General features: G+C 52.3%; 15 protein-coding genes. 9 read left to right on the forward strand and 6 right to left on the reverse strand.

Features of this window, described 5'->3' with window-relative positions:
* The first annotated feature begins 1 nt into the window (after nt 1).
* The gene (locus JQ822_RS04330; RefSeq protein ID WP_213132421.1) at nt 2-391 is read left to right on the forward strand and encodes a HumD family translesion DNA polymerase; all 390 of its coding nucleotides are present in this window, start codon (nt 2-4) and stop codon (nt 389-391) included.
* A gap of 202 nt (nt 392-593) precedes the next feature.
* On the opposite strand, the gene yedF is transcribed toward JQ822_RS04330, so the two are convergent.
* Both yedF and yedE read right to left on the reverse strand, forming a co-directional pair.
* Nucleotides 594-827 (reverse strand): sulfurtransferase-like selenium metabolism protein YedF, encoded by a 234-nt coding sequence (gene yedF, locus JQ822_RS04335; protein WP_000790504.1) that lies wholly within the window; start codon nt 825-827, stop codon nt 594-596.
* Entirely contained in the window at nt 824-2,029 is a 1,206-nt protein-coding gene (yedE, locus tag JQ822_RS04340; protein WP_213132422.1) for a selenium metabolism membrane protein YedE/FdhT, read from the reverse strand. Before yedE ends, yedF begins: the two co-directional genes overlap by 4 nt.
* A 185-nt stretch (nt 2,030-2,214) precedes the next feature.
* Here yedE and yedD point away from each other — a divergent pair, with 185 nt between their 5' ends.
* Nucleotides 2,215-2,628, forward strand: a complete 414-nt coding sequence (gene yedD, locus JQ822_RS04345; protein WP_213132423.1) for a lipoprotein YedD — start codon at nt 2,215-2,217, stop codon at nt 2,626-2,628.
* A 40-nt stretch (nt 2,629-2,668) separates the two neighbouring features.
* Here yedD and amyA read toward each other — a convergent pair whose 3' ends face one another.
* The 4 genes from amyA to fliD form a co-directional block, all read right to left on the reverse strand.
* On the reverse strand, nt 2,669-4,156 hold the full coding sequence (amyA, locus tag JQ822_RS04350; protein WP_213132424.1) for an alpha-amylase: 1,488 nt from the start codon (nt 4,154-4,156) through the stop codon (nt 2,669-2,671).
* A 68-nt stretch (nt 4,157-4,224) separates the two neighbouring features.
* The gene (fliT, locus tag JQ822_RS04355) at nt 4,225-4,587 is read right to left on the reverse strand and encodes a flagella biosynthesis regulatory protein FliT (protein WP_213132425.1); all 363 of its coding nucleotides are present in this window, start codon (nt 4,585-4,587) and stop codon (nt 4,225-4,227) included.
* Nucleotides 4,587-4,994: a flagellar export chaperone FliS gene (gene fliS / locus JQ822_RS04360; RefSeq protein WP_213132426.1), complete on the reverse strand. Its 408-nt coding sequence runs from the start codon at nt 4,992-4,994 to the stop codon at nt 4,587-4,589. Before fliS ends, fliT begins: the two co-directional genes overlap by 1 nt.
* Before the next feature lie 15 nt (nt 4,995-5,009).
* Complete coding sequence (gene fliD, locus JQ822_RS04365; RefSeq protein WP_213132427.1) at nt 5,010-6,413, reverse strand: flagellar filament capping protein FliD; 1,404 nt, start codon at nt 6,411-6,413, stop codon at nt 5,010-5,012.
* Nucleotides 6,414-6,668: 255 nt separating this feature from the next.
* Here fliD and JQ822_RS04370 point away from each other — a divergent pair, with 255 nt between their 5' ends.
* The 7 genes from JQ822_RS04370 to tcyN all read left to right on the forward strand — a co-directional run bounded on the left by JQ822_RS04370 (nt 6,669) and on the right by tcyN (nt 13,099).
* On the forward strand, nt 6,669-8,174 hold the full coding sequence (locus JQ822_RS04370; protein ID WP_213132428.1) for a FliC/FljB family flagellin: 1,506 nt from the start codon (nt 6,669-6,671) through the stop codon (nt 8,172-8,174).
* Nucleotides 8,175-8,336: 162 nt separating this feature from the next.
* Nucleotides 8,337-9,056, forward strand: a complete 720-nt coding sequence (locus JQ822_RS04375) for an RNA polymerase sigma factor FliA (protein ID WP_096757498.1) — start codon at nt 8,337-8,339, stop codon at nt 9,054-9,056.
* 57 nt (nt 9,057-9,113) lie between these two features.
* Entirely contained in the window at nt 9,114-9,665 is a 552-nt protein-coding gene (gene fliZ / locus JQ822_RS04380) for a flagella biosynthesis regulatory protein FliZ (protein ID WP_213132429.1), read from the forward strand.
* A gap of 100 nt (nt 9,666-9,765) precedes the next feature.
* Nucleotides 9,766-10,566: a cystine ABC transporter substrate-binding protein gene (tcyJ, locus tag JQ822_RS04385; RefSeq protein WP_135322307.1), complete on the forward strand. Its 801-nt coding sequence runs from the start codon at nt 9,766-9,768 to the stop codon at nt 10,564-10,566.
* A 107-nt stretch (nt 10,567-10,673) separates the two neighbouring features.
* Nucleotides 10,674-11,660: a D-cysteine desulfhydrase gene (gene dcyD / locus JQ822_RS04390; protein WP_213132430.1), complete on the forward strand. Its 987-nt coding sequence runs from the start codon at nt 10,674-10,676 to the stop codon at nt 11,658-11,660.
* Nucleotides 11,661-11,681: 21 nt separating this feature from the next.
* Nucleotides 11,682-12,350, forward strand: a complete 669-nt coding sequence (gene tcyL, locus JQ822_RS04395; protein ID WP_135322305.1) for a cystine ABC transporter permease — start codon at nt 11,682-11,684, stop codon at nt 12,348-12,350.
* Complete coding sequence (gene tcyN / locus JQ822_RS04400; protein WP_213132431.1) at nt 12,347-13,099, forward strand: L-cystine ABC transporter ATP-binding protein TcyN; 753 nt, start codon at nt 12,347-12,349, stop codon at nt 13,097-13,099. Before tcyL ends, tcyN begins: the two co-directional genes overlap by 4 nt.
* Nucleotides 13,100-13,263: the final 164 nt, after the last annotated feature.

A 13,263-nucleotide genomic window follows, 5' to 3' on the forward strand; every position in this document is an offset into this window, starting at 1 on the left:
CATGGGATTCCCATCGCCAGCAGCAGACTACGTTGAAGAGCACATATCACTCGATAAACGCCTTATCTCCCATCCTTCTGCCACATACATGATGGTAGCCGGGTCGACATACCTGCGCGCCGGAATCATGAAGGGCGCCATGCTTATCGTCGATTCATCACTGACACCGAAAGACGGTTCTCTGCTTGTATGTGCTATTGATGGTGAGTTCAGGATCATGCGCTACAGGACGCTACCGCATCCATGTCTGGAGAACCCTGAAAATGGAAGGAGGGAGCCGTTACCATCGAAGGACGATTTGTCGGATACTTCGCGGCCGGTGTTTGGGGTGATCACCTACAGCATCAACGATGCTCGCTCTGGCGAGTTCGACGACTGCCCGGTGATGTAATGGGGCATGGGTGGGACACAAAACAGCACTCGCTCTAAGATGAACTTAGACGACTGATGTTTTAGACGACTCTAACCATCTGTTATTTGGTGCGCTCTTGGACGATCTTTGTCGATTATGAAAAATGTATGCTCATGTGATGAGCATGCAGGTGTAGTGACCTGAACATTCTCCCGCTGCGCCTTGCAACGGGAGAGCGGGATTACTTCTGAATCAGATAGCGAATGGTTGGCCCATCCTGCTGAATGTCCAATACCGTGTAGCCGTGATTACGCGCATCCAGCGGAATATTATTGATCGACTGTGGGCAATCGCTCACCACTTCCAGAATTTCACCTTTCTTCAACTGCGGCATCGCTTCCAGCGTGGCGACGGCCGGGTAGGGGCATGGTTCACCCACCATGTCGAGACGGTAATCAGGGACGATATTTTTCATACGGATTCCTTAGCAGGCGTCAGCCCTGCACGGCGGAAGAAACGTTTTTCCCAGCCGATGATGAGCATCAGCGCGGCAAACAACAGCAGATAGGTCACCAGCAGGCCGCCGAGAGGACCGAAGGTGTTGAGCAGGTTGACTTTATCCCAGTTAGTGGCAAGCGCCGGAGCGAAATCATCCCAGTAGTAAGCCAGAATGGTCGAGCCGATAACGTTGCCCAGGCCAACCCACCAGTAATGCACCTGGCCTTCAACGGCGCGGTACATCCAGCCAGTTTCACACCCGCCCGCCAGCACGATGCCGAAGCCGAACAGCAGGCCACCGATTACCGCATTGGGGCCGGGCCACATGATCTTCGCCTCAACGCCCAACTGCACGTAGCTGAAGATACCGATGGCACTGACCGCCATGCCGAAGATAATGGCTTTTGCCATATGGGTACGCCCGGAAATCCACAGGTCGCGAAAAGCCGAGGTGAAACAGATTTGCGCGCGCTCAATCAGCAAGCCGAACCCGACGCCAAACAGCATGGCTAACCCGAGTTTGGGTTTATCCATAGCGGTTAACAGCGCCCAGCCGATCATGGCGATAAACACCAGCATACCGAGACGAAAACGACGATGTGCCTGTTCGGGTTTTTGCGTCAGCGGAGAGGCCGCCGAGACTTTCTGCATTTTGACCGGAATACGGAACATGGGCAGCAGGGTGAAGCGTGCGCCAAACCACGAGCCAATCGCCGTGGCAAGCGCAAAGAACCACGCATGCAGGGAGAACTGCGGAATACCGGTGAAGAACGCCGCGAGGTTACAGCCCATCGCCAGACGTGCGCCGAAACCGGCGATCATCCCGCCGATAATGGCTTGCATAATGCGAACCCGGCTGCGCGGCATTCGTAATTTAACGTTGTTAGCCCACAGCGCGGCAGCAAAGCAGCCGCCGAACATGCCGAGGATCATCATGCCGTCGATGCGGGTCAGCGGAGAGCCTTCGAGGTGGATCAGTTTGTAGTAACCCCACTCTTCGGCGTGCACGCCAAACAGCTGCAGGACTTGACCGCCCCAGCGGGTGAACTCGCCGGTTACTGCCCAGAAGGTTCCCGTAATGCCGAAATAGTAAGTGGAGAGAATACCCGCCGCGATGACCGCAGGGGCAGGGGCCCAAAATTTAATCAACCAGGCCTGTTTGAAGTGTTGCCATGACATGCGTTTTGCCTCTGAACTCAGAAGGAATGTAACAAGAAGTGTGGATACTACACCGATCAGAATTTTTGCCTATCAGTAATAAGAAGTAATCCCGATGGGATCAATCTTTCTCCGCGCACCCGAAAGGCTGGCGACATCAGGGGTTTAATGCCACAATCCCATTTTCTTCGCATGCAGGATGAATGATGAAAAAATTAGCAATCGTTGGTGCATTTCTGGTTCTTAGCGGATGCGCCGAGGTCGAAAATTATAATGATGTGGTGAAAACGCCCGCGCCCGCCGGTCTGGAAGGCTACTGGCAGTCGAAAGGCCCGCAGCGCAAGCTGGTGAGCCCGGAAGCGATCGCCTCTCTGGTGGTAACGAAAGAGGGCGATACGCTGGATTGCCGCCAGTGGCAGCGGGTGATTGCGCTGCCGGGGAAACTGACGATGCTCTCCGGCGATCTCACCAACGTGACGGTGAAACGTGAGCTGTATGAGATTGAGCGTGAAGGCAATACGCTGGAATATGACGGGATGACCCTGCAACGGGTCGATCGCCCAACGCCGGAATGCGCTGAGGTGTTACAGAAAGCCCCGCTGGCCACCCCACTGCCGTAAGCGTTTAGCCCCGGTAGCCCGTCGCTACCGGGGTCAATCATTATAAGACCTCTTCAATCACCCACACGCTGACGCTGCCGCCGTTGCAGAAAAACGTCGCCTCGCCATGTTCATCCGTTACCACGCTTTCTTCGCGATTCCCCAGATAGTCACGCCAGGTTTTATTGCCGTAGTTCGCTCCAAGCGTGATGCTCTTTTCACCGTCATTGCCGTTGGACAGGACCACCACGCAGCCGGGATCGTCGTCCGTGCCGCTGCGGCTAAAGGCGATGCAGTTGGGGTGATCAAAATAGAGCGTTTGTACGCCGTGGGCGAATCTCTGGCGGGCCAAAATCAGCTCATCAAGCTGTTCAATGACCGGCATGTCGATGGGATAGATTTCGCCATCACCACCGGTATCTTCATAGTGTGCGCCGTACAGATCGGGGTAGAACACCGACGGCACGCCGTTTTCCCGTAGCAGGATCAGTGCGTAGGCCAGCGGCTTAAACCACGGCTCGACCGGGGCTTCCAGCGCCTGTAGCGGTTGGGTATCGTGATTAGCGACCAGCGTCACTGCATGAAACGGATCGGCCTCCACCAGGGTATCGGTGAAGATCTGGCTCATGTCGTAATCGCGGCCCTGGCGGGAGGCTTCGTGAAAATTCATTTGCAGGGGGGCATCGAACAACATGGTTTTCCCCTCCACCTGATCGATGTAGTTTTGCAGTTTGTCCACCTCGTGGGACCAGTATTCGGCGACGATAAACAGCGGTTTTGGCGCTACCTCCTGCACGTGTTCGATCCACTCTTTATAAAACCAGGCCGGAATGTGTTTGACGGCATCCAGGCGGAAGCCATCGCAATGGGTTTGATCCATCACCCAGCGCGCCCAGTATTTGAGTTCCTCGGTGACGGCGTGATTACGAAAATCGATATTTTCGCCCATCAGGTAGTCAAAGTTGCCGAGCTCGTCATCGACCTGATCGTTCCAGCCTTCGCCGGTGTAATCATTGACGATTTTGAAAATGCCGTCTTCGGTGGGATTTTCGATATGGTCAATGCCGCTGAAGCATTTAAAGTCCCAAATGAATTGCGAATACTGACCGGCGCGGGCGGGAAAGGTGTAGCGCGTCCAGCCCTCGCATTCCACGATCTCGTCGTCAATCTGCGTGCGGTCTTCGGCGTTCACGCGCTGGACGCGAATGGCTTCTTTCTCATCGGCCCCCATTTTGTGGTTGACCACCACGTCCAGCAGTACCGCAATGTCGTTGTGTTTCAGCGCATCGATTGCCGCCAGCAGCTGGTTTTTATCACCGTATTTGGTGGCGACGGTGCCTTTCTGGTCAAACTCACCCAGATCAAACAGATCGTAGGAGTCGTAGCCAACGGAGTAGCCACCGGATGCGCCTTTGTAGGCGGGGGGCAGCCACACCATATTAATGCCGATATCATTGAGGCCGCCCGCGCGTGCGGCGAGTTCGGGCCACAGTTGACCGCCCTCGGGGTAATACCAGTGGAAGTACTGCAATAACGTGGGATTTTTCATCTTCCGTGCTCCAGAAGTCGTTTGGCCGACCTCTGGAGTATGGAAGATTATTCAGACGAGACGGGAAATTATTGCGGGGCGTCGGGAACCAGCAGCATGCCGGAAAGACGGCCATAGGCGTTATTTAGCGTCTTTTGGCGGGTTGACTGACCGATCAGGCCGCTGAGTTCATCCAGTCGCTGTTGTAACAACGCTTTGAGTAACTGCTCGTTATCCAGCGTCTGTTTAATATATCCGGCGACGATGTCCTGAATACTTCGCGTAATGCCAGGTGGAGTTCCATCTTCCATGACCACTTCAATACTTTGCAGATAACTAACTTCCTGTTCCAGTAAAAGGTCCCATTCACCGCGCTGCGCCAGTTCCAGCAGCGAGTGGCTGAGTAGCGCGATGCGCTGCCAACGGTTGATAAACTCCACGGCTGAGGTCATTAACGAGACTCCTGGGACGATGCGCTCGGTGAGATCTGCTTCCAGGCTTCCGCAATGTTGCCGAGCAACCCTTCAACTTCTTCAATGGCTTGACTATCATTGTTCAAATTTGCGTGCAATAAACGCCGGACCATGTACGCGTAAAGTGAAGACAGGTTAGTGGCGAGTTCCCCACCTTTCTCATGATCCAAACCGGCGTTGAGGCCATTATCAATAATATTAATGGCTTTACTTAAGGCTTCACCTTTGGCGACGATATCACCCTGTTGCATAAACAGGCGAGCGCGCACCAGGGCGCTGTGTGCGCCATCAAACAACATTTCAATCAGCTGATGCGGACTGGCGCTCATCACGGCGCTTTCCACGCTGACCTGCGCATAGGCTTTGGTACCGCTCGCGGTATACATGCTTACCTCGTGTTATCAGGAATTATTCATCGCTGAAAATTGTTGGCCCAGATAGGTACTGGTGCTATTCAGCTTACTCATCATGGTATCGAGCTGCGTAAACTGTGCTTTATAGCGTGCCACGACTTCGTCAATGCTGTTACTCACGGTTAGATACTGTTTGGTCAGCATCTTCAGGTTGGCGTTAATATTGTCTTGCGCATTGTCGATAATGCCGTCATCAGCCAGATAGCTTTTTACTTCGGTGGCAATTTTAGTGGTGATACCGGTGTCTTTACCATTGCCAACCAGCAGCTCACGGGTGGCCGCAGTGTTATCTTTTAGCGCCTTAGCCAGCTTCTCGTCATCGATTTTTAGTTTGCCGGTACCGCCGTCTTGCGTAATGCCAATCTCAGACATGGTCTTAAACGGGGATTCGCTGCCGCTGTTCGCAAACGGAGCGCGGATGCCGTTTTGAATAGTACGTAAAACACTGTCACCCAGCAGCGCACCGTTATCGGTACTGGCGGCTTCGCCCGGTTCGACTTCTTTATATTTGGTCAGCGTACCAAAGGTATCGACCAGCGAGTTGTAGGCATCGACCCAGGCCTTAATCGCCGTAGTGGCTTTTTCATCACTTTTGACAACCGTGATGGAGGCGTCTTTGATTTCTTTGGTCAGCTGGAGCGTGATGCCCTGCGGGGCATCGGTCACGGTATTGCTTTGACGTTCAATATCGATGCCGTTAACGGTTAACAGCGCATTTTGCGCGCCAACCAGTTGCTTCATCTTCCCGCTGCCCGCTTTGCTGTCATAGGACAGTAAATCGCTCAGTTTGGAATCATTCGACACCGAGATGGTCATTTCGCTTTCGGTGCCGCTTTCTGCGGTTAACACTAACTGGTAATCGTCTTCTTTAACTTTTACCAGGCTTGCCGAAATACCACTATCAGCATCATTAATGGCATCACGAATATCCTCCAGCGAGGTTTCGCCTTTGCCCAATTTGATTTCCAGCGGCTCTTTACGACCCGGCTGCGAAATCGTGATGGTGCGCTCATCAACGCTGGTGTCACCTAACTGCTCTTTTGTAGAGCTAATTTTCGTTGTGGTCGATAAAGACTGTGCCTGAGCCAGTTGGGTGACGCTAACGGTATATTTCCCCGGCGCGGCACCTGCGCTGGTGCTGACTTTCAAATCTTCTGTGCTGCTGGTGGCCGTGGTGCTTTTAAACAGATCGGCGCTGTTCAGTGCGGTATTCGCTGTCTGAAATTTTTCTAACGCACTTTTCAGCGTGCCGTAGGCGGTTAAGCGCGAAGTGTTAGCGCTCTGCTGTTGAGTAATCGGCGTTAAACGCTTTTTCTCAGCGGTCGTTAAGTTTGTTAGCAATGTATCCAGCGGTAAGTTCGAACCAACGCCCAGTGATGTAAATGAAGGCATGCCTAATTCCTTGTGATTGCAAACAGTAGTTAACCGCTTTATCGGCAATCTGCGCGCAAAGTTTAATAATAGTTTTGCAAAAATAATGCCCAGAATAGTGACAATTAAAGAGGGTATTTCCGCGGCTAAGAAAAAAGAGGGCGGAAACTAAAAATTTTCTAAAGTTCGAAATTAACGTGCCGATACATGGGTTACGGTCAGAAACCGTGGGCAACGGCCCAATAACATCAAGTTGTAATTGATAAGGAAAAGATCATGGCACAAGTCATCAATACAAACAGCCTGTCGCTGTTGACCCAGAACAACCTGAACAAATCTCAGTCTTCCCTGAGCTCCGCTATCGAGCGTCTGTCTTCTGGTCTGCGTATCAACAGCGCAAAAGACGATGCTGCTGGTCAGGCGATCGCTAACCGCTTCACCTCTAACATCAAAGGTCTGACTCAGGCGTCCCGTAACGCCAACGATGGTATCTCCATCGCGCAGACCACTGAAGGTTCTCTGTCTGAAATCAACAACAACCTGCAGCGTGTTCGTGAGCTGGCGGTTCAGTCTTCTACTGGTACCAACTCCCAGTCTGATCTCGACTCCATCCAGGCTGAAATCACTCAGCGTCTGAACGAAATCGACCGCGTATCCGGTCAGACCCAGTTCAACGGCGTGAAAGTACTGGCGAAAGACAACACCCTGACCATCCAGGTCGGTGCGAACGATGGCGAAACCATCGATATCAACCTGCAGGAAATCAACTCCAAAACCCTGGGTCTGGATTCACTGAACGTGCAGAAAAAATATGATGTTTCTGACGTTGCAGTTGCTGATTTTGGTTATAAAGATTCAGCTACAGTAACGCTTGATGTTGCTGGTTTTGGAGCGGATGCTGCAACAGCAGGTAAGCTTGGTACTGCTGCAACAGGCACAACTGTAAGCAATATTAAATTTGATTCAGCAAACAATAAATATTACGGCGAAGTAGAATCTACTGGTGACCCCACTAAAAATGGTAAGTATGAAGTCTCGGTAGCCACTGACGGTAAAGTAACACTGACAGATGCTACCACTGATACGGTTCCTGCAAGTGCTACAGCAGTTACCAAACTGCAAGAAAAAGTGGTGCCTGACCTCACTGCTGCAAAAGCGGCTCTGCAAAAGGGCGGCGTTTCTTCAACTGAAGCTGGTTCAGCTACTTTGGTTAAGGTTTCCTATACTGACAAAAATGATAAAGCAATTGATGGCGGTTATGCGCTGAAAACTGCCAGCGGCAAATATTATGCTGCCTCAGTGGATGACTCAACTAAAGAGGTATCCATCAAAGAAGTAGCGTATACAGATAAAGATGGTAAGGCAGCAACTGCTGCTGTTCAACTAGGCGGTGTCAATGGTAAAACCGAAATTGCTACTGTAGGTGGTAAGGACTATCTTGCAGAGAAAGTAAAAAATCACAATTTCAAAACTGAACCTAAAGTGAATGAAATTGCGACTGCTACTACCGAAAGCCCGCTGGCGAAAATCGACGCGGCGCTGGCTAAAGTTGCTGATCTGCGTTCCGACCTGGGTGCGGTACAGAACCGTTTCAACTCTACCATCACCAACCTGGGTAACACCGTAAACAACCTGTCTGAAGCCCGTAGCCGTATCGAAGATGCTGACTACGCGACCGAAGTGTCCAACATGTCTCGTGCAAACATTCTGCAGCAGGCGGGTACTTCTGTTCTGGCGCAGGCAAACCAGACCACGCAGAACGTTCTGTCTCTGCTGCGTTAATTTACGCTTATCGCGCAAACCCCGCTCCTGCGGGGTTTTTTACATTCCACTTTACCCGTAACCCCCAAATAACCCCTCATTTCACCCACTATTCACCCGATTAAAACCCCTGCAGAAACGGATAATCATGCCGATAACTCATTTAACGCAGGGCTGTTTATCGTGAATTCACTGTATACCGCTGAAGGTGTAATGGATAAACACTCGCTGTGGCAGCGTTATGTACCGTTGGTGCGTCACGAAGCATTGCGCCTTCAGGTGCGTTTGCCGGCGAGCGTAGAACTGGATGACCTGCTACAAGCGGGCGGCATCGGGTTATTGAATGCAGTTGACCGATATGACGCTTTGCAAGGAACGGCATTTACCACTTACGCAGTGCAGCGTATTCGTGGGGCTATGCTGGATGAACTACGCAGCCGGGATTGGGTGCCGCGTAGCGTCCGGCGCAATGCCCGCGAAGTGGCACAGGCGATGGGACAACTGGAGCAGGAATTAGGGCGCAACGCGACGGAAACCGAAGTGGCGGAGCGTCTGGCTATTCCTGTGCAAGAGTATCGTCAGATGTTGCTTGATACCAATAACAGCCAACTCTTTTCCTACGACGAGTGGCGGGAAGAGCATGGCGATAGTATTGAGCTGGTGACGGAAGAGAACCAGCAGGAAAACCCGTTACAACAGCTGCTTGATGGCAATTTACGCCAGCGCGTGATGGATGCGATTGACGCATTACCGGAGCGCGAAAAGCTGGTGTTGACGCTGTACTACCAGGAAGAGCTGAATCTGAAAGAGATTGGTGCCGTTCTGGAAGTCGGCGAATCTCGGGTCAGCCAGTTGCACAGCCAGGCCATCAAACGTCTACGCACCAAGCTGGGTAAGCTATAGGGGTAAATCATTACCCCTGAACAATGCCGCATAACGAATTGACTACCAGGAGTTCTCATGACGGTGCAGCAATCAAAAAGACGGCCTCTAAGCCGCTACCTCAAAGATTTCAAACACAGCCAGACGCATTGCGCCCATTGCTATAAATTGCTCGACAGGATCACGCTGGTCCGCCGCGGCCAGATTGTGAATAAAATTGCCATCGCCCGACTGGATACGTTGCTGGACGCCGCCGACTGGGAGCAGGAGAAAAAAGAGTGGGTGGCGCTGTGTCGTTTTTGCGGTGACTTACACTGCAAACAACAAAGCGACTTTTTTGACATCATCGGCTTTAAACAATTTTTGTTTGAGCAAACCGAAATGAGCCACGGCACGGTGCGTGAATACGTGGTTCGCCTGCGCCGTCTTGGTAATCATCTGACCGAACAGAACATCTCTCATGACCTGCTGCAGGAAGGTTTCCTCGACGAAAACCTCGCCCCGTGGCTGCCGGAAACCAGCACCAACAATTATCGCATTGCGCTACGCAAGTATGAGCAGTTTAAAGCGCATGCGCATATGGGCCATATGCAGAAATCCTCCTGGACAGCCAGTTCTGATATATATTAAAAACGAATAAGGTGTAACAGAGTCGTGTTTGTGAATAGCGATATACGCTCTACACTACGGTCATAAATGATAGTCACTAATGACAATATTCGGGGTAACTATGAAATTAGCACTTCTGGGACGTCAGGCTCTGATGGGTGTAATGGCTGTTGCACTTGTCGCCGGTATGAGCGCAAAAACATTTGCGGACGAAGGTCTGTTAAATAAAGTGAAAGAGCGCGGCACGTTGTTGGTCGGTCTCGAAGGGACCTACCCCCCGTTTAGTTTTCAGGGCGATGACGGCAAGCTGACCGGTTTTGAAGTGGAGTTTGCTGAAGAACTGGCAAAACATCTCGGGGTGAAAGCATCGCTGAAACCGACGAAATGGGATGGCATGCTGGCCTCTTTAGATTCCAAACGTATTGATGTGGTAATCAACCAGGTGACCATCTCTGACGAACGTCAGAAAAAATACGATTTCTCTACCCCGTATACGGTCTCCGGTATTCAGGCGCTGGTGAAAAAAGGCAACGAAGGTGTGATTAAAACCGCGGCTGACCTGAAAGGTAAAAAAGTCGGCGTCGGTCTGGGGACTAACTACGAAGAGTGGTTGCGCCAGAACGTGCAGGGTGTCGATATTCGTACCTATGATGATGACCCGACAAAATATCAGGATCTGCGCGTCGGTCGTATCGATGCCATTCTGGTTGACCGTCTGGCCGCGTTGGATCTGGTGAAGAAAACCAAAGACACGCTGGCGGTGACGGGTGAAGCCTTCTCCCGCCAGGAATCCGGCGTGGCGCTGCGTAAAGGCAATGAAGATCTGCTGAAAGCGGTCGATGCAGCTATTGCGGAAATGCAGAAAGACGGTACTCTGAAAGCCCTGTCTGAAAAATGGTTTGGGGCGGATGTGACGAAATAATCGTCATCCGAATAAAAAAGGCGCCTTTAACAGCGCCTTTTTTTATTTCATTGCGCCTGAGCGTGCATAATAAAAAGAACATCACAACAACGAATACCGGAGGCTGTATGCCACTGCATAACTTAACGCGCTTTCCACGTCTGGAATTTATTGGCGCGCCAACGCCGCTCGAATATCTCCCGCGCTTCTCTGATTACCTCGGGCGCGACATTTTTATTAAACGCGATGACGTCACGCCGATGGCGATGGGTGGCAATAAGCTGCGCAAGCTGGAGTTTCTGGCGGCAGACGCGCTGCGCGAAGGGGCCGATACGCTGATTACCGCAGGGGCCATCCAGTCGAACCACGTGCGCCAGACGGCGGCGGTGGCGGCAAAGCTGGGGCTGCACTGTGTGGCGCTGCTGGAAAACCCGATTGGCACCACGGCAGAAAACTATCTCAGCAACGGCAATCGTCTGCTGTTAGACCTGTTTAATACCCAGGTTGAAATGTGCGACGCGCTGACCGATCCGAATGCTCAGCTGCAGGAACTGGCCACGCGAATTGAAGCGCAAGGGTTTCGACCGTATGTGATCCCGGTCGGTGGGTCGAATGCGCTCGGCGCAATGGGCTATGTTGAAAGTGCGCTGGAAATTGCCCAGCAGTGCGAAGGGGCGGTTGAGCTTTCTTCTGTGGTTGTTGCTTCGGGTAGTGCGGGTACGCATGCCGGTCTGGCGGTGGGGCTGGAACAGCTGATGCCCGACGTCGAGCTGATCGGAGTGACCGTGTCGCGTAGCGTGGCCGATCAAAAACCGAAAGTTGTCGCGCTGCAGCAGGATATTACCCGCGAACTGGAGCTGACGGCCACGGCGGATATCCTGTTATGGGATGATTATTTTGCGCCGGGCTACGGCACACCAAATGAAGAAGGCATGGAAGCGGTGAAACTGCTGGCGCGCCTCGAAGGCATCTTGCTGGATCCGGTGTATACCGGTAAAGCGATGGCGGGCCTGATCGACGGGATCGCCCAGAAGCGCTTCAAAGATGAAGGCCCCATCCTGTTTATTCATACCGGTGGGGCGCCCGCGCTGTTTGCCTACCATCCTCACGTGTAACGGCAAGGTAGAAAAACGCTAATGCAAGAAAGTATCCAACTGGTGATTGATTCACTGCCCTACCTGCTTAAAGGCGCGGTATTTACGCTGCAGCTAAGTATTGGCGGGATGTTCTTTGGCCTGGTGCTGGGGTTTATTCTCGCTCTGATGCGCCTTTCACCGCTGCTGCCTGTGCGCTGGCTGGCACGCATTTATATCTCTATTTTTCGCGGCACTCCGCTGATAGCTCAGCTGTTTATGATCTACTACGGCCTGCCACAGTTTGGCATTGAGCTGGACCCAATCCCGGCGGCGATGATTGGTCTGTCGCTGAACACCGCGGCGTATGCAGCTGAAACGCTGCGTGCGGCCATCTCCTCCATTGATAAAGGTCAGTGGGAGGCGGGGGCCAGTATTGGTATGACGCGCTGGCAAACGATGCGTCGGGCGATCCTGCCGCAGGCGGCGCGGGTGGCCTTACCGCCGCTGAGCAACAGCTTTATCAGCCTGGTGAAGGATACGTCGCTGGCGGCGACAATCCAGGTACCGGAACTGTTCCGTCAGGCGCAGCTAATCACCTCGCGTACGCTGGAAGTGTTCACCATGTATCTGGCGGCCTCGCTGATTTACTGGGTGATGGCGACGGTGCTTTCCGCACTGCAGAACTATTTTGAAGAACAACTGAACCGCCAGGAGAGAGAGCCGAAATGAGTGCGATCGAAGTCAGAAACCTGGTGAAAAAATTTCACGGGCAAACGGTGCTGCACGGTATCGACCTTGAGGTAAAGCCTGGCGAAGTGGTGGCGATTATCGGACCGAGCGGCTCGGGAAAAACCACGCTGTTGCGCAGCATTAATTTACTGGAGCAACCGGAGGCGGGCACGATCAAAGTCGGTGACATTACCATTGATACCGCACGTTCTTTGAGTCAGCAGAAAGGACTTATCCGCCAGCTGCGCCAGCATGTGGGGTTCGTGTTCCAGAACTTTAATTTGTTCCCGCACCGTACGGTGCTGGAGAACATTATTGAAGGTCCGGTAATTGTGAAAGGGGAGTCGAAAGCCGAAGCGACGGCTCGTGCGCGTGAACTGCTGGCGAAGGTCGGTCTGGCCGGTAAAGAGACCAGCTATCCGCGTCGTTTATCCGGAGGGCAGCAACAGCGCGTGGCGATTGCCCGGGCGCTGGCTATGCGCCCGGAGGTGATCCTGTTTGATGAACCCACATCAGCGCTTGATCCTGAACTGGTTGGCGAGGTGCTGAATACCATTCGCCAGCTGGCGGAGGAAAAACGCACCATGGTCATTGTGACGCATGAAATGAGCTTTGCGCGCGACGTTGCTGACCGGGCAATATTTATGGATCAGGGACGTATTGTTGAGCAGGGACCGGCAAAATCCCTGTTTACCGCACCTCAACAACCGCGCACACGTCAGTTTTTAGAAAAGTTTTTAATGCAATAAATAACCTTACTGTACTCACCGATATAGATTTTGGTGAGTACAGGCTGCATAACTATTTATTATTTCTGCTTTATTATTGATGTTAAGCCCTGTCTACAGAGTCCGATGAGTGTAATACTCAAGTAAATCCATTCTTGTCCGATAATTTGCATATATAAAATACA

The organism is Citrobacter sp. FP75, from assembly GCF_018342065.1.
In the GTDB taxonomy this organism is placed as follows: Bacteria; Pseudomonadota; Gammaproteobacteria; order Enterobacterales; family Enterobacteriaceae; genus Citrobacter.

What these genes read in the sequence shown, in the direction of transcription:
- yedF (WP_000790504.1), bottom strand. Translation starts at nt 827, where the DNA reads ATGAAAAATATCGTCCCTGATTACCGTCTCGACATGGTGGGTGAACCA.
- tcyL (WP_135322305.1), top strand. Translation starts at nt 11,682, where the DNA reads ATGCAAGAAAGTATCCAACTGGTGATTGATTCACTGCCCTACCTGCTT.
- dcyD (WP_213132430.1), top strand. Translation starts at nt 10,674, where the DNA reads ATGCCACTGCATAACTTAACGCGCTTTCCACGTCTGGAATTTATTGGC.
- JQ822_RS04370 (WP_213132428.1), top strand. Translation starts at nt 6,669, where the DNA reads ATGGCACAAGTCATCAATACAAACAGCCTGTCGCTGTTGACCCAGAAC.
- amyA (WP_213132424.1), bottom strand. Translation starts at nt 4,156, where the DNA reads ATGAAAAATCCCACGTTATTGCAGTACTTCCACTGGTATTACCCCGAG.
- fliS (WP_213132426.1), bottom strand. Translation starts at nt 4,994, where the DNA reads ATGTATACCGCGAGCGGTACCAAAGCCTATGCGCAGGTCAGCGTGGAA.
- yedE (WP_213132422.1), bottom strand. Translation starts at nt 2,029, where the DNA reads ATGTCATGGCAACACTTCAAACAGGCCTGGTTGATTAAATTTTGGGCC.
- fliD (WP_213132427.1), bottom strand. Translation starts at nt 6,413, where the DNA reads ATGCCTTCATTTACATCACTGGGCGTTGGTTCGAACTTACCGCTGGAT.
- tcyN (WP_213132431.1), top strand. Translation starts at nt 12,347, where the DNA reads ATGAGTGCGATCGAAGTCAGAAACCTGGTGAAAAAATTTCACGGGCAA.
- tcyJ (WP_135322307.1), top strand. Translation starts at nt 9,766, where the DNA reads ATGAAATTAGCACTTCTGGGACGTCAGGCTCTGATGGGTGTAATGGCT.
- fliT (WP_213132425.1), bottom strand. Translation starts at nt 4,587, where the DNA reads ATGACCTCAGCCGTGGAGTTTATCAACCGTTGGCAGCGCATCGCGCTA.
- fliZ (WP_213132429.1), top strand. Translation starts at nt 9,114, where the DNA reads ATGACGGTGCAGCAATCAAAAAGACGGCCTCTAAGCCGCTACCTCAAA.
- yedD (WP_213132423.1), top strand. Translation starts at nt 2,215, where the DNA reads ATGAAAAAATTAGCAATCGTTGGTGCATTTCTGGTTCTTAGCGGATGC.
- JQ822_RS04330 (WP_213132421.1), top strand. Translation starts at nt 2, where the DNA reads ATGGGATTCCCATCGCCAGCAGCAGACTACGTTGAAGAGCACATATCA.